This window comes from Ruegeria sp. BB1, from assembly GCF_056539465.1.
In genome coordinates this window covers 283,126-303,736 of sequence record NZ_JBQFVB010000002.1, presented here as the reverse complement: position 1 = coordinate 303,736, position 20,611 = coordinate 283,126, and the positions used below count along the sequence as shown (strand labels likewise).

18 protein-coding genes are annotated in these 20,611 nt (G+C 58.4%); 13 read left to right on the top strand and 5 right to left on the bottom strand.

Translation table 11 applies throughout. The features are described 5' to 3' along the window. Positions 1–238 precede the first annotated feature (238 nt). The 6 genes from ACR0AL_RS09100 to ACR0AL_RS09075 all read left to right on the top strand — a co-directional run bounded on the left by ACR0AL_RS09100 (position 239) and on the right by ACR0AL_RS09075 (position 6,928). The gene (locus ACR0AL_RS09100; protein ID WP_170350091.1) at positions 239–1,156 is read left to right on the top strand and encodes a glycosyltransferase family 2 protein; all 918 of its coding nucleotides are present in this window, start codon (positions 239–241) and stop codon (positions 1,154–1,156) included. A 13-nt stretch (positions 1,157–1,169) separates the two neighbouring features. After that, positions 1,170–2,132 (top strand): lysylphosphatidylglycerol synthase transmembrane domain-containing protein, encoded by a 963-nt coding sequence (locus ACR0AL_RS09095; protein WP_170411977.1) that lies wholly within the window; start codon positions 1,170–1,172, stop codon positions 2,130–2,132. Beyond that, positions 2,129–3,568, top strand: a complete 1,440-nt coding sequence (locus ACR0AL_RS09090) for a protoporphyrinogen/coproporphyrinogen oxidase (protein WP_170411980.1) — start codon at positions 2,129–2,131, stop codon at positions 3,566–3,568. The genes ACR0AL_RS09095 and ACR0AL_RS09090 overlap by 4 nt, the downstream gene beginning before the upstream one ends. Before the next feature lie 3 nt (positions 3,569–3,571). Further along, a complete protein-coding gene (locus ACR0AL_RS09085; RefSeq protein ID WP_170411983.1) occupies positions 3,572–4,315 on the top strand; it encodes a polysaccharide deacetylase family protein in 744 nt (247 codons plus the stop codon). Between the two features lie 93 nt (positions 4,316–4,408). Next, positions 4,409–5,380: an NAD-dependent epimerase/dehydratase family protein gene (locus ACR0AL_RS09080; protein WP_480662731.1), complete on the top strand. Its 972-nt coding sequence runs from the start codon at positions 4,409–4,411 to the stop codon at positions 5,378–5,380. Between the two features lie 18 nt (positions 5,381–5,398). Further along, the gene (locus ACR0AL_RS09075; RefSeq protein WP_170350086.1) at positions 5,399–6,928 is read left to right on the top strand and encodes a GMC oxidoreductase; all 1,530 of its coding nucleotides are present in this window, start codon (positions 5,399–5,401) and stop codon (positions 6,926–6,928) included. Positions 6,929–6,936: 8 nt separating this feature from the next. On the opposite strand, the gene ACR0AL_RS09070 is transcribed toward ACR0AL_RS09075, so the two are convergent. After that, positions 6,937–8,217 (bottom strand): glycosyltransferase family 4 protein, encoded by a 1,281-nt coding sequence (locus ACR0AL_RS09070; protein ID WP_170350085.1) that lies wholly within the window; start codon positions 8,215–8,217, stop codon positions 6,937–6,939. A 261-nt stretch (positions 8,218–8,478) separates the two neighbouring features. On the opposite strand from ACR0AL_RS09070, the gene ACR0AL_RS09065 reads away from it, so the two are divergent. Continuing rightward, positions 8,479–9,579 (top strand): glycosyltransferase family 4 protein, encoded by a 1,101-nt coding sequence (locus tag ACR0AL_RS09065; protein ID WP_480662729.1) that lies wholly within the window; start codon positions 8,479–8,481, stop codon positions 9,577–9,579. Between the two features lie 7 nt (positions 9,580–9,586). Here ACR0AL_RS09065 and ACR0AL_RS09060 read toward each other — a convergent pair whose 3' ends face one another. Then, complete coding sequence (locus tag ACR0AL_RS09060; RefSeq protein WP_480662727.1) at positions 9,587–10,507, bottom strand: glycosyltransferase family 2 protein; 921 nt, start codon at positions 10,505–10,507, stop codon at positions 9,587–9,589. Beyond that, complete coding sequence (locus ACR0AL_RS09055) at positions 10,504–11,559, bottom strand: Gfo/Idh/MocA family protein (RefSeq protein ID WP_170359863.1); 1,056 nt, start codon at positions 11,557–11,559, stop codon at positions 10,504–10,506. The genes ACR0AL_RS09060 and ACR0AL_RS09055 overlap by 4 nt, the downstream gene beginning before the upstream one ends. Before the next feature lie 158 nt (positions 11,560–11,717). Between ACR0AL_RS09055 and ACR0AL_RS09050 the strand changes: the two genes are divergently transcribed. From ACR0AL_RS09050 to ACR0AL_RS09025, 6 genes are all read left to right on the top strand, one after another. Then, positions 11,718–12,803 (top strand): NAD-dependent epimerase/dehydratase family protein, encoded by a 1,086-nt coding sequence (locus ACR0AL_RS09050; RefSeq protein ID WP_480662725.1) that lies wholly within the window; start codon positions 11,718–11,720, stop codon positions 12,801–12,803. A gap of 44 nt (positions 12,804–12,847) precedes the next feature. Beyond that, a complete protein-coding gene (locus ACR0AL_RS09045; RefSeq protein ID WP_480662723.1) occupies positions 12,848–14,023 on the top strand; it encodes a glycosyltransferase family 4 protein in 1,176 nt (391 codons plus the stop codon). Between the two features lie 221 nt (positions 14,024–14,244). Beyond that, the gene (locus ACR0AL_RS09040; RefSeq protein ID WP_170350079.1) at positions 14,245–15,615 is read left to right on the top strand and encodes a nucleotide sugar dehydrogenase; all 1,371 of its coding nucleotides are present in this window, start codon (positions 14,245–14,247) and stop codon (positions 15,613–15,615) included. A 104-nt stretch (positions 15,616–15,719) separates the two neighbouring features. Further along, positions 15,720–17,156: a UbiA family prenyltransferase gene (locus ACR0AL_RS09035; protein WP_480647443.1), complete on the top strand. Its 1,437-nt coding sequence runs from the start codon at positions 15,720–15,722 to the stop codon at positions 17,154–17,156. 29 nt (positions 17,157–17,185) lie between these two features. Continuing rightward, a complete protein-coding gene (locus tag ACR0AL_RS09030) occupies positions 17,186–17,542 on the top strand; it encodes a DMT family transporter (protein WP_170350077.1) in 357 nt (118 codons plus the stop codon). A gap of 348 nt (positions 17,543–17,890) precedes the next feature. After that, positions 17,891–18,094, top strand: coding sequence for a hypothetical protein (locus ACR0AL_RS09025; protein ID WP_170350076.1), 204 nt, complete (start codon positions 17,891–17,893; stop codon positions 18,092–18,094). A 135-nt stretch (positions 18,095–18,229) separates the two neighbouring features. On the opposite strand, the gene ACR0AL_RS09020 is transcribed toward ACR0AL_RS09025, so the two are convergent. Then, the gene (locus ACR0AL_RS09020; RefSeq protein ID WP_480662720.1) at positions 18,230–19,162 is read right to left on the bottom strand and encodes a DMT family transporter; all 933 of its coding nucleotides are present in this window, start codon (positions 19,160–19,162) and stop codon (positions 18,230–18,232) included. 307 nt (positions 19,163–19,469) lie between these two features. Beyond that, positions 19,470–20,573: a Hint domain-containing protein gene (locus ACR0AL_RS09015; protein WP_480662719.1), complete on the bottom strand. Its 1,104-nt coding sequence runs from the start codon at positions 20,571–20,573 to the stop codon at positions 19,470–19,472. Between the last annotated feature and the right edge of the window lie 38 nt (positions 20,574–20,611).

Here is a 20,611-nt window from a genome sequence, read left to right as displayed (position 1 = left end):
GGGGTATAATTGAAACCATCACTGGCTTTTTTACGTTACTGGGTAAGCGCATGCATAGGTGAATTCCGGCAACCAGACCCCGGAAAGACCGAAATTTGTCAAAATTATTGTCTATATCCAGCCTGTCTGTGTTTGAATACAATAAGCAGCGATGGGAATTGAGCCCGTTGCGCTCTGAACGGCATGAATGCCAAGCGGGGCAGAATATACATTAAGTACGCAAAGGGATTTCATTTTCATGAACAAGGTTGCCGAGCAGATCACCCCGGACAACATCCCAACCGGTGCGCCGGATACTTCTGGCATGAGCCTGAGCGTGGTCATCCCTGCCTATAACGAAGAAAACGCCGTCCGTGGCACTGTTGAAGATGTGCGGGCCCATCTCGAACCGCTGGGTATTCCGTACGAGATCATCGTGGTCGACGATGCCAGCCAGGACAACACCCGCGCCGAGGCCGAGGCCAGCGGTGCCACCGTCACCTTCAACGACGTCAATTCCGGATACGGCGCCAGTCTCAAACGCGGGGTGCGGATGGCACAGTATGAATATGTGGCCATCCTTGATGCTGACAGCACCTATCCGGCGCGTTACCTGCCGGGCATGCTGGCCATGTGCCGCGATCAGGACATGGTGGTGGGCGATCGGGGCGCCGCAATGAAGAACGTGCCGCTGCTGCGGCGGCCGGCCAAGAAGTTCCTGTTCGCCTTTGCCTCATTCCTGGCCGAGCGCAAGATCAACGACCTCAATTCCGGGCTGCGTGTGTTCCGCAAATCCGAGCTGATCCCGTTCCTGCCACTGCTGCCACAGAATTTCTCGTTCACCACCACGATCACACTGTGCATGACCTCGAATGGCAAGCGGATGATCTATACGCCGATCGAATACGGTAAGCGGGTGGGTAAATCGAAAATCCGACCGATCGATTTTCTGAACTTCATCATCCTGATCCTGCGCATCAGCACGTTGTTTAACCCGCTGCGGGTGTTCATCCCGCTGGGTCTGGCGTTTTTCACTTTGGGCACGGTTAAGTTCATTATCGACATGTTCTACTGGAACCTCAGTGAAACGGCGGTGTTCTCATTCCTGGCGGCGATCATGATCTGGTCGTTGGGGTTGATTGCCGACATGATTTCGCGGCTGCATCTCAGACCTTGATATGAGCGGCGGCATGCTTTCCGATCCAACTCAACGGCGCTGGCTGATCCGGCTGGCTGGGTCGGCTTTGGTGCTGGCGATCCTGTTCTGGATCCTTCCGGCCGAGGCCATCGTGGCGGCATTCAAGGCAATCCCGATCTGGGTGTTCCTGAGCGTACTGGTCCTGTTCCTGTTGGCCCATGTGGGTGCGGCGATGAAATGGTGGCTGTTGTTGGGTCGGGGGCTTCCGGCCCTGCTGGCGATCTGGGCGCATTTTGCCGGTCTGGCCGCTAATCTGTGTCTGCCCGGCGCGATTGGCGGCGATACAGTGCGCGCCGGGATGGCGCAGGCGGCGATGAAAGACGGGGCACGGGTCGTCGCGGGCGCAACCGTGGATCGGCTGATCGACATGGTGGCCTTGTTGACCTTATCCTGCCTTGGGCTTGTCCTGACATGGGAACGGGCCGAGGGCGGACATATGATCTGGCCTGTAGCGCTGGTCCTGCTTGCGGCGCTGGCGGGTATGGTCGCATTGCCGCGCCTGCTGCCCCTGCCCTGGCGCTATGTCCCGTCTCTGCCTGGTAAGGGCTTTGCGCATCGTCTGGCCGATGCGCTGACCGGGTTGGGCCGCAAGCCCGGCACGCTGGCGGCGGCCTTTATCGCGTCGGTTTTGATCCAGTTGTTGTTGGTCATGCTGGCCTGGTGGCTGGCCATCGCGGCGGGTGTCGATGTGGCAGCCGGACCGTGGATATTTGCCTGGCCGCTGGCCAAGATTATCGCAGTTCTGCCGGTGTCGTTGAACGGGCTGGGCCTGCGCGAGGCCACGCTGGCGGGCTTTCTGGCCGCCTTTGGTGCCAGCGCCCCTGCCGTCGTGGCAGCCGGGCTGGTCTGGCAGGTTGTTCTGTTTACAGCGGGCGGGTTTGGCGCGCTGGTTCTGACAATGTCCGGGATGCGGTTTAGCGCTCCGGCGAATTCCCAAAAGGAAGAGTGCAAGTGACGGATGTTTCCCGACCAACAGGCGAGGATAAGCCTGAAATCATCATACTCGGTGCCGGACCCGCTGGTCTGGCCGCAGCATACGCCCTGACCGGGCAGGCAAAGGTGACCGTGATCGAACGCGCACCCATTGCAGGCGGCAATTCGGCGTCGTTCCCGGTCGAAGGCGTGATTTGCGATTATGGCTCGCACCGGTTTCACCCTGCGGCAGAGCCTGAGGTGTTGCAGGATGTGAAAACGCTGTTGGGTGACGATCTGCTGCTGCGCCCGCGCCATGGGCGTATCCGGCTGGGCGGCAAATGGATTCACTTCCCGCTGAAACTGACCGACGCGCTTATGCGCCTGCCCAAGCCCTTTGCCGCGTCGCTGATCGGGGACATGGTGCTGAAACCCTTTCGCAAGAAAAGCACGGGCCCCGAGACATTCTCGACCGTGCTTTATGACGGGTTGGGGCCAACGATTTCGGACAATTTCTATTTCCCCTACGTGCGCAAACTCTGGGGGCTGGATCCGGAAAAGCTGGCCGTCAAGCTGGCCGAGCGCCGGGTCGGCAGCGGATCGGTCGGCAAGATCCTGATGAAGATGCTGCGCCTGGTGCCTGGGCTGCGCAGCGAAACCGCCGGGCGATTTTTCTATCCGCGCAAAGGGTTCGGACAAATCTCGGACGCGATGCTGGAAAGCGCGCGCACAAATGGTGCCACCTTCATGTTCAACACCGAGATCACCGGGATCGACCGGGACGGCGACCGTATCACCGGGTTGACGATCCGCGAGGGCGACAGCGAGCGGCATGTGACCGGCGATCTGATCCTGTCGACCATTCCGCTGACCGGGTTGACGCGCCTGATCGACGCCCCTCCGCCGGAAGTGGTCGATGCCGCCCGCGCCATCCGGTTTAGGGGCATGATCCTGCTGTATCTGGTGCTGGAGACAGACCAGTTCACCGAGTTCGACGCGCATTACTTTCCGGAATTGTCGATCCCGATCAGCCGGATGTCAGAACCCAAGAACTATAACGCCAGTGGCGCGCCGAAGGGCGTGACCGTGCTGTGCGCCGAACTGCCCTGCGACCCGGATGAAAAGTGGTGGTCCATGTCCGACGAAGAACTGGGGCAGGAGTTCACCAAATGGTTGGACCAGCTGGGCCTGCCGGTCACCGTGCCGGTGCGCCGCTGTGAATCCCGACGGCTGAGCCACGCCTATCCGGTTTACGACGTGGGGTATGAGGCGCGGTTTGATACGGTTGATCAGTGGCTCTCAAATCTGGACGGATTGCTCGTATTTGGACGTCAGGGATTGTTCGCCCATGACAACACCCACCACGCCTTTGCCATGGCCTATGGCGCGGCGGATTGCATCAACGGCACAGGTCAGGTCGACCGCGCGAAATGGAATAAATATCGCGAGGTCTTTGCTACTCATGTGGTGGAAGACTGACCCATGACCGCCTGGCAGGCCGATATCCTGATGTATCATTCGATCTCGGATGCGCCTGGACCGACCTCAATCGCGCCCGAGGTGTTCAAGGCCCAGATGCAGGCGCTGGCGGCATCCGGCCTGCCGGTGGTCACGCCCGATGCGCTGGCCAACCCGCCCGGCCCCCGCGTGGTCATCATCAGTTTCGATGACGGGTTCGAAGATTTCGCCGATACCGCCTGGCCCATTCTGCGCGATCATGGCTTCTGCCCCATCGTCTATCTGCCCTCGGGCCTGATGGGCGGGATGGACCACTGGGTCGGAGGCAACATCCCGCCCCGCCCCCTGATGGGTTGGGACAGGATCGAAGCCCTGGCAGGGGAAGGGGTCTGTTTTGGCGCGCATAGTGTCAATCATCCCGATCTCACCACGCTGGATACGCTCATGCTGGAAGAGGAAGTAAGTGGCTCCGGTCAGGACATTGCCGCGCGGCTGGGCCAGCCTGTCCGGCATTTCGCACCGCCTTACGGCGCGTCGAATAGCAGCGTACTCAGACAGATCGCTCAGCATTACGACACTTCGGTCGGCACCAGGCTGGGCGTGGCCAAGGCGGGGGACGATATCCACGATCTGCCCCGGCTCGAGATGTTTTACTTTACCGACATCGCCCGTTGGAAAGCGCATTTGGAAGGGCGCGGCAAAGCCTATCTGACGGCGCGCAAGACAATGCGGGGGGTGCGCGCGGCAATACGCGGGCAACCGTGGTGAACAGATATTTTCCGCCTGCGGCTATAGCCGGATACGCAGCGCGGGTTGTACGATCCGGTAAATTGGTTTTCAACAAGTAACAGGTACGAACAAATGCATATTCTGGTTACCGGTGGCGCCGGGTTTATTGGCTCTCATCTGACGGAACGGCTGATCCGGGATGGCCACACGGTCACGGTCTTTGATGATCTTTCGACCGGACGGCTGGCAAATCTGACCTCAGTTGCAGACCACCCGAATTTCACATTCACCGAAGGCTCAATTCTGGATCGCCAGATGGTCACCGATCTGGTTCGTCCGGCTGACGTCGTTTTTCATCTGGCCGCCGCCGTTGGCGTCAAACTGATCATGGATGAGCCCAGCCGATCGATCCTAACCAATGTAGCGGGTACCGAGAATGTTCTGGATGCGGCGCTGCCAAACAAGACCTATACATTTGTCGCCTCTACATCCGAGGTTTACGGCAAAAGCGCGAAGTTTCCGTTTCAGGAAGACGACGATCTGACCATTGGGGCCACGCGCAACCTGCGCTGGTCCTACGCCTGTGCCAAAACGCTGGATGAGTTTCTGGCGCTGGCCCATGCGCGCGAATCCGGTCTGCCGGTCACGGTTCTGCGGTTTTTTAACACCACCGGGCCGCGGCAGACGGGCCGCTATGGCATGGTGTTGCCGAATTTCGTGAAAGCCGCGCTGGAGGGTGCGCCCCTGATGGTGCATGGCAGCGGCGAGCAGTCGCGTTGCTTCGGTCATGTGGCCGATGTCGTCAAGGCATTGGGGTTGCTGATGAACGCACCACAGGCAAAAGGCGAGGTGTTCAATATCGGCTCGAACGAAGAAGTCACAATCCGCGCTTTGGCTGAAAAGGTCATTGAACTCACCGGGTCCAACTCGGAAATCCGCTATGTTCCCTATGACGCGGTATATCCAGAAGGGTTCGAGGATATGCAGCGCCGGCTGCCCGATGTGTCAAAGCTGGAGCGCGTCACTGGATTCCGCCCGATGCGCACGCTGCAGCAGACTATCGAAGATATCATCACTGAAATGCAGGCCCCGGTTTCCGCATGAGCCGTCAGGTTCCCATCTGTGACTGATCTGGTGATCGGCTCCGGGCCGTCCGGCGTGTCTGTGGCCATGGCTTTGCTGAACCGGGGGCGTCAGGTTCTGATGCTGGACCCGGGCGGCAGGCTGGAGGCCCCAGCGCAAGACCGCCGTGACAAACTTGCGGCTTCGGATCCCGACACCTGGTCTGTTGATGACCAAAAAAAATGGCAGGCCCCGCAATTCGACACACCGCCCGGGCAGGTGCGCCGGTTCGGGTCGGATTTTGCCATGGTGCCGGGCGCCAAGACACTGGTGTCGCCCGAACGGATCGGGTTGCGGGCCTCACATGCGGTGGGCGGGCTGTCCAATCTCTGGGGTTCGGCGGTTCTGCCCAACCGCGCCGAGGACATCGCGGACTGGCCGATTGGAATTGACGATCTGGCTCCGCATTACCGCGCCGTCGCCGAATTTCTTCCCGTAAGCGGCCAGCAGGATGCATTGCAGACCCTGTTCCCCGCCCTTTCGATGCAGGACCGGGTGCCGCTGACCCCGTCCCCACAGGCGCAGCAGTTGTTGCAGCGTCTGGAGCATCAGAAAACCAGCCTGTCAGAACTGGGCGCCCATGCCGGACTGGCGCGTCTGGCCGTTGACCCCGGATGCCAATATTGCGGCCAGTGCCTACATGGATGCCCTTGGGGCTACATCTATTCAGCCCAGAAAACGCTGACTGAGTTGCGCCGTAACCCGGCCTTTCAATATCGCGCTGGCCTCGCCCGCCGGTTCGAAGAACAGGCCGACCACGTCACCTTGACGCTGGAGGATGGCGAGGCCTTGCAAGCCAGTCGCATTTTTGTGGCCGCCGGGGTTCTGGAAACGGCGCGGCTGTTTTTGACGTCGTCGCCGGATCCGTCTACCAGTTTGCAACTACAGGACAGCCAGCATTTCTTTCTGCCCAACCTGCACCGCTGGCGCACACCGCGCCGCCCGGATCAAAGGCCCTATCACACCCTGCCGCAGATGTTCATCGAACTGGATGATCCGAACATCTCACCCCATCTGGTCCATGCGCAGGTCTATACCTGGAACGAATTTTATGCCCATGACCTGATCAACAGCCACGGCTCCAAACTGCCGGGATCGGGCGTTCTGTGGCGGATGCTGGCGCGGCGGCTGATCGTGGCGCAGGCGTTTCTGCATTCGGCCCATTCCGCCCGGATCGACCTGACGCTGGCCACTGACAGGCGGCTGGTCCCGACGGTGCAGACCAATGAGGCAACCGAAATGGTGATGGGGTGGGTGACGTCCCGATTGGCACAGGTGCTGAAACGTGCCGGCCTCATACCGCTGGCGTTTGCCCGCCGTCCGGGTGAGGTGGGGTCCAGCTTTCACGTCGGCGGCTCGGTCCCTATGGCCAAGGCCCCCGGCGCGGGGCAATCCGACATCCTGGGGCGGCCGCATGGATTATCACGGGTGCATCTTGTCGATGCCTCGAGCCTGCCCAGCATCCCGGCCACAACCATCACCTTCTCGGTCATGGCCAATGCCCATCGCATCGGAACGCTGACCCCCTAGCGCTCAATTCATGCAAGTGATGCTGCACGCGCTCCGTTCTCGAACGCACCGGACTCCAGAGCCGCAGAAAGCGCCCGATCACCTTTTCCATGCGCCGCACGCGCCAGCGCCGCACCATAGGCTTCAAGCACAGAGGTCTCATGCCAAATGTCCAGAAAGGCATTGCGCGCCGCAGTTCCCTGCACCCCGCGCTGGTCCGGCTGGTGCTGCAATTCACGCATCGCCGCGATCAAATCATCCTCGGTTTCAAACAGCGACCCACCTCCGGCCCGCTCCACGATCTCGGGGAATGGGCCCAACCGACGGGCAATCACCGGCGTGCCCAGACGGAAGCTTTCAATCAGGATGATGCCGAACGTCTCATAGCAAACCGACGGAACGATTAACCCGATCGCACCGCGGTAATAGGCGTTAAGCTCCTCAAGGGTTTTGCGGCCCAGGAATTTAATCCGGTCATTGCCTGCGGCTTGGCTCTTTAACTCATCCGCATAGTCACCGTCGCCCAGGATCAGCAGATCGGCATCCGAATAGCGGTCAAAGGCCGGAAACACATCTTGCAACCCTTTAATCTTTTCCAGACGTCCGACGAACAGGAAATAGGGGCGCTCATGGGCCGCTGGTTCTGGCAGGGCGCTCTGATCGAGATCGGGCAGGAAATAGGGCAGCACCTGCATGTCTTGCCGCAGACCGAATTCGCGATGTTTGGCGCGGCTGAATTCGCTTTTTGCAATGATCAGATCCATATGATCCAGCGCCCGGTCCAGCGCGCCGGTATAGCGCCACAGCTGCGGCGGACGTTTGTGATTCAGCACGCAGCGTAGGCATTGGCGCGCGTCGCACAGCTCGCGCCCGTACCGCCACAGAACATGGGTGGGGCAGACCAGCCAATGCTCGTGCGCCTCATAAACTTTTAGCCCCTCACCCATCGGCAACAGGCCGGGTCCTCCGATCAGGGATGTATTGTTGTGCCAGATGATATCCGGTTTCCGTTCGGCCAGTATCTCGCGGATGCGGGCTGCGTGTACAACAGGTCGGCCCAGCTGCTGGGTCAGCAGGTTCGACATCATACCATTGCGGCTGCGCAGCCCGATCCGCCGCACCCCATCGGGGTCGCCCTCGGCCTGCGGCTTGCCGCCCAAGATCAAATAGCTGTCTTCGTCATGCACCACCGTCACATCGTGACCGCGCGCCACAAGCGCCCGGGCCATGCGCTGAATCCCTATGGCGTCACCGCCAAAGGAATAGGGCGGGTAAAATGTGGTGAACATCAGAATGCGCAGCGACTGCATGTGAATTGTACCAAACAACCAATAACTTTCAGGTATGAAACACGATCCCTGCGACAATCGAAAGGATCAAGCCATATGGACACTCAGATAGCCACCGGTGTTGCGGACATGCTGCAAACATACGCAGGCTGTCACGGGCCATGACCACAGCATGTGCAAATGCTGTGCGCATGCTATGATCGGGGAATAGTTCAGAAAATTGGCTCGATCCCGCTTCAGATGCAGACCTCTTCCTCTTCAGACCCCCTTCATGTTGTCGAAATGGGCACCCAGTTCGGTATGGGCGGCATCACCCGGCATATCCTAGGGCTGAGTGAGTGGCTGCAGACACACGATCATCGCGTCACGCTGGCTGGCACCGCCGACATCTGGGCCGGGCCTGATCAGCAGCCGGATTTCCTCGACCTGCCCACCCGCTATGTCGCTGGCGATGGCGGCAACATCGCCAACCGGTTGCGCCATACGGCAGTCGCGGCCTGGCGGTTGCGGCGCTGGCTGGCGAACCATCCGGTCGATCTGATCCACTGCCATGAATCCGCCCCTGCGCTGGTTGCAAATCTGGCCCGCACCGGGCGGCGCATCCCCGTCGCCGTCACCTATCACGGGTCCGAGCCCGAGCGGATCGCCGCATTCGGAGGGATTGCCGCGAAATGCGATCTGGTGATCACGCCCAGTCACCGCTCGGCCGAGGATCTGGCCACCATCGGCAAGGTACCACAGGACAAGCTGAAAGTTATCGGTCTGGGCGTCACACCCCCGCCGCAGGACAGTGCAGAGGACATTGCCAACCTGCGCGCTGAGTTGCTTGGGGATGGTGACCGGGTGATCGTCACACTGGCCCGTCTGCTGCCGCAAAAGGGGATCGACATTCTGATCGACTGCGTCGCGCGGATGAAAGACATCCATCCTGGCTATCGTTTCATCGTTGCAGGTGACGGACCGGATGAGGCGCAACTGCGTGCGCTGGCGCAGGAAAAGGGCCTCAGCAAACACTTGCGTTTTGTTGGTCGCACGGACAAGCCAATCCGACACCTGCGCGCGGCAGACCTGTTCCTGCTGACCTCACGATGGGAGGCCCTGCCTTTCACCATCGCCGAGGCGTTTCAGGCCGGAACCCCGGCGGTGGCCACCGCCTGTTCCGGGGTGGTCGAGCTGATTGATGACAGCGTAGGCGCGGTTGTACCCATCGGCGATATCGATGCGATCTGCGCAGCCGTAGCGGATGTTCTGTCAGACGAAGACCGCCGCCGAACCTTTGCGGAAAATGCCCTGAAACGCAGTCGCGAGGATCGGTTCGACCCGGATTGGGTGCATCGCCAGTTCGAAAAGACCTATTACGATCTGGCAGGTCGCCAGAAGTGACCGCCGATCAGGGGCGTTTGGTGATGTAGCCCCAGACCTCGCCCAGCGTCCACGCCGTCGACAGTAGCATGACATAAGGCAGCGTCTTGAGGTACCGCATCCCCCGGCCCTTACTGGCTTGCAGCTTATAGTGACGCACCCAAAGCAGTGGCGGAATCAGTGGCCCCGCAGTGATCAGCATCAGGCGCTTTGCGTTACTTTGATTGCGTACCCGGATTTCACCGAACAGGCGGCCCCAATCGAACCGCTCGGGCAGCAATTCCCGAAAGGTTGCCTTGGGACGGTGGTGATGCACGACCACTTCGTTCGACAGCCACAGCTCCTCGCCCTGTTCGATCAGGTGCCAATGAACGATCGGCTCGTGATAACGGTCTTTCCACAGGTGCTGGGTCTCATCCAAGGCTTTGCGGCTATAAGTCAGGTTCACGTCTGACACCCAATCTGCCGGACCGGTTTCAAACGGCCGCCCGTAGCGGCCAAAATCGGTGACGTAAAAGGCCCAGTTCAGCGGGCTGACCGGCTCCATGCATTCAATCGCGCCGCCAATCACGTTCTTTCCGGTTTCCGCATACAGCCGCACGATGGTGCGCGCCCAATCGGATTGCGGCAGGCCGCGATCTTCGAGAATACCTATGATATCGCCCGTGGCCGCGGCCAGCCCGGCCGAGCGGCGACGATCGTAAAGCTCGTGCTTGCCTGCCTCCGACGTGATCGGGCGGATGGGGTCGATCACCCCGAGGTCCAGAAATCGCACCTCGGGGTAATCTTCGGCATATTGGGCCACATCGGCGACGCTGGCGTCATAGGGAATGATCACATCCAGCGGCGGCGGATCATCGAAACTGCGCACGGCTTCCAGAAAATCCCGCACATAGCTGCCGCCTTGCACGATGGTCAAAACGATGGAAAGGGTCGGATCGCTGCTCATTGGATTGTCATGTCCCCCAGATTGTCCAGTTCAACCGGCTGACCGCTGCGCGTGCTTTCCGGCACAGCCGCGGCGATTTCGACCGCGCGCAGGCCCGCATGACCGTCGGCGCAGTTCAGGCCGGTTTCACCGCGGGTCAGGCGGATGAAATCGGCCAGTTCGTCGCCAAAGGACAGGATCGCGGTCGATTTCCAGGATTTCAATTTCTCGCGCACCATGATTTCCGGATAAAACTTACGCACCCGTTTGGGCGCCCCACCGGGCTTGTCCATGGTGATGACAAGGTTCTGCATCGGCGCATAGGCCCCGCGCACCATACCGCGCGAGCCGTACACCTCGATCACGCTTTGATAGCCTTTCCAATCGTTCCAGCAGGCCTGATAGATCGCCGGAATACCATCGGGGTTCTTGAAGATTGCCACAGCGTTGTCCTCGGACCCCGGCACGTTCCAGACCGTGTTGGTGGCCACTCCATAAACGCTGGTAATCTCGCCCAGAATGAAACGCGCCATGTCGGTCATATGAATACCCACATCCCACAACGCACCGCCGCCGGAAAATTCGGCCTGATATTCCCAATCATGGGTGAAATGGCCCAACCCGTCATGGCCGCCATATACGCGGACATGGTCGATCTCTCCGATCTCACCCGAGGATGCGACCTCTTTCACATGCGCGAACGACGGGTAGTAGCGCATATTGAACCCGGCCCCTAAAGCCTTGCCCGCCTTTTTCGCGGCATCGACGATGCGCCTTGCCCCTTCCACGGTCGGGGACAGCGGCTTTTCGGTCAGCACATGCAGGCCTTCGGCAAAGGCCCGCAGGCAGAGCGGTTCACGTATATGTGCCGGGGTCGAGATCACCACCGCATCCATCGACGTGGCAAAAAACCGGTCGAGATCGGTAAAGGCAGGCGCGCCATCCGCCACAGCCACAGCGCGATGAAACTCCAAGTCCAGAACCGCCGCCAATTCAGCATCAGGAGACTCAAGAATGTTCTGAACCCGCATTTGGCCGATCTTTCCGGCCGCCCCGATCACACCGATCTTCATTCAATTCCTCATTAACAATCACGGGTGCGCAACAGGGCTACACCCGGCATCTTTAACAACAATTCACCTATAAGCGGAGTAGCACAGACGCTGCCTCCACGCTAGGTTTCTGAAGGATGACATTTGCCGACAAAACGAGATCAAAGAGGATTTGAAGTGTGAGCATCACCGGATTGGACCGCCTGAATGGCAAATCGGTCTTCGTGACCGGGGCAACCGGTTTTGTTGGTAAACGGCTTGTTCCGGCCTTGCTGGATGCGGGTGCCAAGGTCACCGTTCTGCTGCGCAGTCGCCATGGCGCGCACGCACTTGCGGCAATGGGCGCAAAGGTTGTGACAGGATCGCTTGGGGATGGGGCCGCCATGGAAAACGCGCTACGCGATCAGGACGTACTGTTTCATCTGGCCTATGACATGCGCGCACCTGCAGCCGAAAACCTTGATACCTTCGACACCCTCAGACAGGCCGCTGACGCCGCCGGGGTCGGGCGGATCATCCATATCAGCTCGATCGTCGTCTATGACGGCTGGCCGCAGGAGGATCTGACTGAGGATAGCCCGTTATCCCAAGCCGGAGGCACACCGTACCGGCAGGCCAAAATGGCGATGGAACAGGCTCTGATACAGGGAAATTGTCCGATTGCGATCCTGCAACCCACGTTGGTTTATGGCCCGGGCAGCATGCTCTGGACGGACCGGTTGGCCGACTGGATGGCCGCAGGCAGTGTGGTGCTGCCCGAACCCGAGGGGCTGTGCAACGCAGTGTTCGTCGACGATCTGGTTCAGGCCATGCTGCGCGCCGCAGTGCTGGTGGGGCTTGGGCAAGAACGGTTCATCATTTCAGGCGCGCGTCCTTTTTCATGGTCCTCTCTGCTGACCGGCTATGCCAACATCATCGGTCGGGGCAGCATTCATTATGTTCCGCTGGCCGATCTCGCAGAACGGTTGCCACCCGAGGAACCCGGCACAATCCCGGACACACCGCCGCTGGCTGCCCGGATCAGCGCCGCTGCCCGAGGCTGGATCGGTCGCGAGAGGTTTGAGGGGATAGTGCAAATGGTGAAACAACGGTTGCCGCAACAGGGCGAGGTTTACCCGGACCGTTATATGTTGGAACTGTTCTCGACCAAGGGGCATTGCCAGATCGACCATGCGCGGGCCAGACTAGGTTATGCACCGGAATACGACCTCGACTCTGGGTTGGAGGCCACGCAGGATTATCTGCGCAACAGGTATGGAAAATAGTTTAATTGCAACCAGTTACTGCATGTTATCAGGGACCAAGACCTTTGACCCACATCGCCATTGACGCAACACCCTGGGATAACGAACGAGGCTTTGGCCGGTTCACCCGGAATCTGGTCGCTGCTCTGGCCGCCCGCGATACCGGCTTTCGATATACGCTCCTGTTTGATCAGGAACCGACACGACCCGTGCCGGAAGGTGTCGAAACCCGCATTGCAGGCTCTGAATTTTCGATGTCCGAGGCCTCATCGGGAGCCAAAGCCCGGGGCGGAGCCGATTTGCTGACAATGGCCAAGGCGGCCCGACGCATCGACTGCGACGTGTTCTTTTACCCGGCGGTTTATTCCTATTTTCCGCTGCCGGCCCGGCGCCCCACAGTAGTCTGCTATCACGACACGATACCCGAACGCTTTCCCGACCTGATCTTTCCAAAACGTCTGAACTTCCGACTGTGGCAGGCCAAATGCTGGCTGGCCAAGGTGCAGGCGACGCGGGTGATGACGATTTCGGACGCTTCGGCAAATGACCTGACGCGTATTCTGCGCATTCCCCGCGCGCGAATTGACACGATCACGGAAGGGGCCGAGGACATCTTTCAGCCTATTCACGACAATCGGGTTTTGGTGAAAGCCCGAGAGACCTATGGAATCCCACCTGACGCACCGCTTTTAGTTTATCTGGGCGGGTTCAACCGACATAAAAACGTGCTGCGCCTAATTGAGGCCATGCCTCAGATCCTTCAGAAAGCGCCAAAAACGCGGCTGGCTATTGTCGGGCGCACCACCGGGGCGCGGTTCTGGGACAATGTCGAAGACCTCAAGGCCAGTGCTGCCGCTGATGCCACCCGGTCCGAACGCATCCTATTCACCGGCGAGATTGATGACCCCGAACTTGCCGCTCTGCTCAATTCGGCCGATGCGCTGGTCTTTCCCTCGCTTTGGGAGGGGTTCGGTCTGCCCGCGCTCGAGGCGATGTCATGCGGCACGCCCGTTCTGTCCTCGGATCGCGGCAGTCTGCCCGAGGTGGTGGGTGATGGCGGGCTTTATTTCGACCCCCTATCCAGCCAGGCCCTTGCGGATCAAACCATCCGCTTACTGACAGAACCCGGACTACGAAGTGACCTGTCGCAAAAAGCCATGGCGCAAGCCTCAAACTTTAGCTGGGACAAAGGTGCAGAACTGGCCGAGGCATCGTTTCGAACGGCGCTAAGCCCGAAGTAAAGAAATTTTTCCCAGGCGCGCCTTTTTCAAACTTCCCGCAACAATTCTGTGTCCGTCCAAGAATTGAACCCTTATTGGAAACGCGGTACGGCAGTCTGGAACCAGGCTGACAAATTTGTTGGATTCGCACCCCCTTCCTCCTATCCGTGGAAAAGGTTAGAATTTCCGACAGCCATACCGTGAATTGATTTCAGTCTGACTTTGTAAGATCAGGGTAAATTATGAACTACGAAACCTCGCACCATCAGTCCCTCGGGCAGCTTATCGCGGCGCGCGACGCGCGGGTCGCGGTGGTGGGGTTGGGCTACGTCGGCCTGCCGCTGGCGCTGACCGCCTATGATGAGGGGTTCGACACGACCGGTGTTGACCTCAACCCCGATCGGGTGGCGCGGATCAATCAGGGCGATCAGGTCATCTCGTATCTGGCGTCGGATCGGATCGCGCAGGCTGTGGACAGTGGGCGTTTCCGCGCCACGCAGGACCCTGCCGCACTGGCCGAGGCCGATATCGTGCTGATCTGCGTTCCGACCCCGCTGACCGATGCGCAGGACCCGGACATGCGCTTTGTTGCTGCCGCAGCCCAAACCATCGCGCAGCATCTGCGCCCCGGTCAGATGGTGGTACTGGAAAGCAGCGTCTGGCCCGGAGCCACGACAACTCTGGTCCAGCCCATTCTTGAGGCCGGCGGTCTGCGTGCAGGTTCTGATTTCTTTCTGGCCTTCTCGCCGGAACGCGAAGACCCCGGCAATGACAAGTTCGACACGCACAGTATTCCCAAAGTGGTAGGTGCCGACGATCCGCTGTCGCGGCAACTGGTCGAGGATTTCTATCGCGCCATCGTCACCAGCGCGGTGCCGGTCAGCTCGGCCGCCACAGCCGAAGCGGTGAAACTGGTCGAAAACAGCTTTCGCACCGTCAACATCGCCTTGGTCAACGAGTTGAAAACTGCGCTTGAGGCGATGGATGTGGACGTCTGGGAGGTAATCGAGGCAGCGGCCACCAAGCCTTTTGGCTTTATGCCCTTCTATCCCGGCCCCGGCATTGGCGGGGCCTGCATTCCGGTGTCCCCCGCCTATCTGGCGTGGCGCGCCGCAGATGCGGGGTCGGATACGCCGATCATCAACCTGGCACGCTCCAGCAACGACGCCGTCCCGCAGATGCTGGCTGCGCGCATGGCTGCAGAGCTGACGGCACGCAACGGCTCGGCGCTGGCGGAAACCGGGCAGCCGCTGACCGGGCAGAATATTTTGCTGATGGGCATCGCCTATAAGCGCGATGTCGAAGACACCCGCCGCAGCCCGGCGTTGGTGCTGCTGGATGAGTTGGAGAAGCTGGGGGCCGAGGTGGATTATCACGACCCGTATTTCCCCCGACTGCCGGAAGGCGGTGAATACCCGCAGCTTGCGGGCCGGGAGTCTGTGCCGCTGGCGGCCGAGAACCTGAGACAATATGCGGCGGTGGCCGTCATCACCGATCACAGCGCCCCGGATTACGATCTGGTCGCGCGCACGGCGACGCTGATCTTCGACACACGCAACGTCTTTGAAAAAGCAGAAATTACCGTGACAAGCGGCAAGCTCGTCAAACTCTGAACACATCAGCCCTGTGCAACGCGTCCGGCAATTTTGAAACAGAAAAAAGGTTACTAAAATTACGTACTTTCAATGAGGTAAAAATCAAAAGTAGAATTCTTGTAATGAGTGAAAAGCCCGAGAAAATTTTTGTTGATCTGGACGGGACGCTGATCAGAACTGATCTTTTTGTCGAGGCCATCCTTCAATTCCTGAAAAGGAACCCGCTTAATATCTTTCCCCTCCTTTTATGGTTGTTCAAAGGTATTCCCTACGCCAAGGAACGCATTGCCCAGGAGGTCACCCTCAGGGCCGAGACGCTGCCATACGAAACCCCGCTTCTTGAATACCTGGAACAGCAGAAAGCGGATGGCAGGCAGTTGGTTCTCGCGACAGCTTCGCACCGCATATATGCCGATAAGGTTGCCGCACATCTGGGGATATTCGAGTCCGTGCTGGCAACGGATGCAGATCACAACCTGAAAGGCGCCAACAAGCTGACCGCGATACGCGCCGCCGCCCATGGTGATGCATTTGCATATGCCGGAGACAGCGCCGCCGACAACCCGATCTGGGCCGCCTCTGCGTCGAACATATTCGTAAATGCTCCTGAATCCGAGGTGGCAACGGCGCAGGCGGCGGGCACAGCCGAGAAAGTCATCACATCACGCCCGCCGCTGTGGCGCGCCTTTCTCAAATCAATGCGGCCGCATCAATATGCAAAGAACGCCCTGATCTTTGCGCCGATCTTTACCTCTCAACAATATCTGCCCTTTTCGTCGGTTCTTGCGTCTTTGCTGGCTTTTGTTTGCTTCAGTCTTTGTGCGTCAGGCGTGTATTTCCTGAACGATCTGGTCGATCTGGCCGCTGATCGCCAGCACACAAGCAAACGGCACCGCCCTCTGCCATCGGGCGATCTGTCCCTGCATACAGGCATTGCCGGGGCCATCGCGCTGCCCGTTATCGCCTTTGCTCTCTCACTGACTTTCCTTCCACCCGTCTTTACGGTTGTGCTGATTGCCTATCTGATCATCACCATGGCCTATTCCTTCTGGCTCAAACAGATTGCAACAACGGATGTCATGGTGCTGGCGTCGCTTTACACGCTGCGTGTCATCGCGGGGTCTGCGGCCACCGGAATTGTCCTGTCATCCTGGTTTCTGGCATTCTCGATGTTTGTCTTTGTCAGCCTCGGCTATCTGAAACGCTACATCGAAGTGGCCGCGGCACCTGAAGATGACGGCAATGTCCATGGCCGGGATTATTCCTATGCCGACAGCGAAACCATGTTCAGCCTGGGCGTGGCCAATATCACCGCAGCCGTTGTCATTCTGGCGCTTTATATCAACAGCCCCGAAGTGCAGGAGATTTACCGGACACCCGAAATCCTTTGGCTGCTGTGTCTGCTACTGCTGTACTGGGGCAACCGCATCTGGGTCGGTGCCCGGCGCGGACGGGTCGCGGACGATCCGGTCCTGTTTGCCCTGCGCGACAGGATCAGTCTTATGGTCGGTGGCGCGTTTGTTCTTGTGACCCTGGCTGCGAAATACCTGACCCTTTGATGATGGCCGCGAAAACGAAGGAGAATACTATGTCGTTATACTGGTCTGCGTTGCTATTTGCGGTCTGCGCGAACATTTGCACAAACGTCTCGTTCAAACTGGCTGTGCAACAGCTTTCAGGACCTTTCGATATTCGTGCCCTTGTGGTTTCGCCCTGGGCCTGGGCCGGGTTGATCAGTGGTTTGCTGTTGCTGAGCAGCTTTATTGTCGCCATCCGCGGCCTTGAACTGAGTATCGCCTACCCGGCCGTCACCGGATTGGCGATGGTCGGCATTCTTGTCGTCGGATATTTCTTGTTTTCCGAGACACTGAACCTGCAAAAAATCGTTGGCATCGGGCTGGTCATCGCTGGTGTTTTTGTCCTGTCACAGGTGAAACAAGCCTGAGGCCTGGTCTAAACAAGCCCGGTGCGACTGGTCCAATCCCGCAACAGATCTATATGTTGGCAAGCAAACCTTCGCACATTTTTCGAGGTCTTTTTCAGAAAGCATTGCCGCAGCACGGAATTTAAGGAATAATTGGTTCAGGCTTCTTTTGGCCTCAAAAATACGCAGTGTCGAACGAGTAGTGGGGCGTTGCCCCGTCAGGTAACAATAATCAAATTTTAACCCAAGGTGGTTCACAGTTTTGCCATGATTTAGGCGCGGAATCATCGTGGGCGCTCGCTCCAAGGCATCACTCTTGCCAGTTTGGAGGGGGACACGACCAAGGTCACAGCCGGAGGGCCGAAAGAAATGATGGGAATTTTCGGAATAGCCATCCTTGTTGGCCTATGTGCTGGCGGTTTTGCCTTATATTCCGGTTCTTCTATCCTGATGGCATTGGGGGCCTATATTCTGTTTGGCTGGCTGTTCATTCTGGCAGCTCTCATCGTGATTGGGGTGGCCAAATTGTTGCACAATCGACTCCGCAAACACGATCACGCCTATTCCGGCTAAGCTCCGCTGGGCGGTTTCCATGTTGCCTAGTGTCCTGTTGCACTGAAACTTCCCTCATTCCATGTAGAAGTTATCCATATTCGAACTTCGTGTTTCTCGCGCCTGCCATTATGCGGTGAAATTCAAAGATGCGTCTCATTCCGCTTGTCTGGGCTTGCCTTTAGCGATGCGTGAAAAAAGTCGACCGTCGGTCACGGCAAAGCCCAAAGCAATGATGGCGAACCCAATCCACGCACTCGGCTCCATCCTCTCACCAAGGAATGTCACGCCAAGACCGATAGCAAACGGTGGGATCAGCAGCGTCACCAAAAGAAGATTGGCCGCACCCGCACGCGCAAGAATTGCAAAGTAAAGAACATAGGCCAATGCCGTTGACAACGCGGCCATCCCAAGAAGCGCAGACCAAACGCCTAAAGACAAATCAAAATTGGGGGCGCCATCCATCACAAGAACAATTGGGATCATAAGCACGGTGCTGCCAATCAGCATACCGAGCGCATTCACAAGCGGCGGTTGGCCTGAAAGGGCAGTTCTGCCCCAAACGCCGGCAAAAGCATAGGAAAGTGTGGCCCCAAGGATAGCCAACTGTGCCAGGTTGCTGGGATTGAACTCAGTCAACGCACTTGGCCCCATGATAAAGGCCACACCCAATATACCTAGCGCAGCACCTGCTATCTTCTTTGGCGTCAACGGCTCATCCTTGAGAAGCAAACCAGCCACAACTGCTGCGAACATTGCCGTCGTTGCGTTTAAAATTGACGCAAGTCCACTGTCGATCTGCGTTTGCCCCCAGAAGATCAGCGAGAATGGGATGGCATTGTTGAGCGCGCCCATAACAAGATAAGCGCCCCATATCCGAGGGGTGCGTGGCACGCTCAATCCTTTGATTATGACGATCAGGGCGAGAATAGGAACCGCCCAGATCACCCTGTGCAGCGTAATTGTCAGTGGCGGCACTTCGGTCAGGGCAACCTCGCCGAAGAAAAACGAACCGCCCCAAACGGCCGCAAGCAACAGCAGCATGGCAGTGGCCTTCAAATCCATTGATGGCATGGGCTGCGGAGTCATTTGTTGCCGGTTCCTCGTTAATACTTCTCCCAAAAAACTAGTCCGCGCGCCCCCAACACCGCGACCCGTTTCTTGCGGAAAGCTCTCTAATAATGGTCACTCGACCAAAACCGCGACTTCCAAAAAGGCGATGGATCACCTTGTTGCGCATAGCAAGGCATTTGCGAGATATCGCACGTTCGCGCTTCTGCTTCTCTACACGCCTGAAATTGAAAGATATTTCTAGGATTTTATCCTGATCCGCAAGACGCAGAGGCTTGAGTTCCCCGATCCGTGCCATTCTAAAACAGGAAATTATTCCGCCGCCTCAAGCAATCTTTCTAAGGGCGCCTGGATTTTCCGTTGAACGCCCTGCGGCCATCAACGACGCCTCATAAGATCTCAAAACCGGGCGCGCAGCCTCAAGACCCCGCCCTGATGGCAAATCAAGTTCTGGAAACAACGTCTGGATTTCCGAAACATCCTCTTCATCCAGCGCGGCTGTCCCCGCTTTGCCAAGAAGAAGGCTTTCTGACGCGACGCCATTGGCCCAGACAATCTGGTGATCATCAAAAAGCAGATGGAAATATTCGACTTCGCCACCGATGCGCACAGATATTCCGTCACCGTCAACCAGATACTTTGCTGCTGCCAAAACCTGGGGGCTGGCAAACTGCAACTCGATATCGGCGCCTTGTAACAGAAGGCGATGTTGCGGGCTGACCTCGAATGTGTCCTCGGCGCCCAAAACACCCGCGCGGATTCGGATGGGTGCGAATTTTCCAATAGCCGCCATCGTACGTCGACCGATCCAACGAATTGGTTGTGCGCCGCTATCCATGGTCAGCACCTGATCTCCCGCTTTCAGGGACTCGATGGGCCTGGGCCCGTCCGGGCAGGCAATCAACGCCCCCCGCACAAAACACAACGGATCGGAATCGGCCCTTTCCCCGAACAGCGAGTATCCGGTATTGAAGCCGTTCGCATAGATCGGCGAGACCAATTGAATCGACTCGATCGCGCTTGCGTCGATCGCGTCCTGATCCGCGTTATCCTGAAATTCCGGTGCCCAATAGGTGTTGCCGTTGGTATCTTGAAAAACAACAGCTGTAATACTTACGGTCGAGCCATCGGTATATGTAATGACAGCATCGAATTGCATTGCTGCATCAAACGACTGCGGCGACCCACCGTCGATGCTGAACTGATCGTTCGAGACGTTGTTGTCCAGATCATAGGCCGTAGAATCCCCGCCGCTGAAACCAGACCCTGCCTCGGCGAAAGTCTGTCTACTGTCAAACAGAGGATTTCCCGCTGACCCATAGGTGCCAAGGGACGAATTCACTGCGCCGGTTGAAAGGGTTTGGTTGCCTTCAGCCGTGTCCCAGATTTGCTGGTTGCCAAGGGAAAAGACGGTAAATGTTGTCGGCATGGAAAACTCGTAAAAAACAAAAAAACGAACGTACAGCA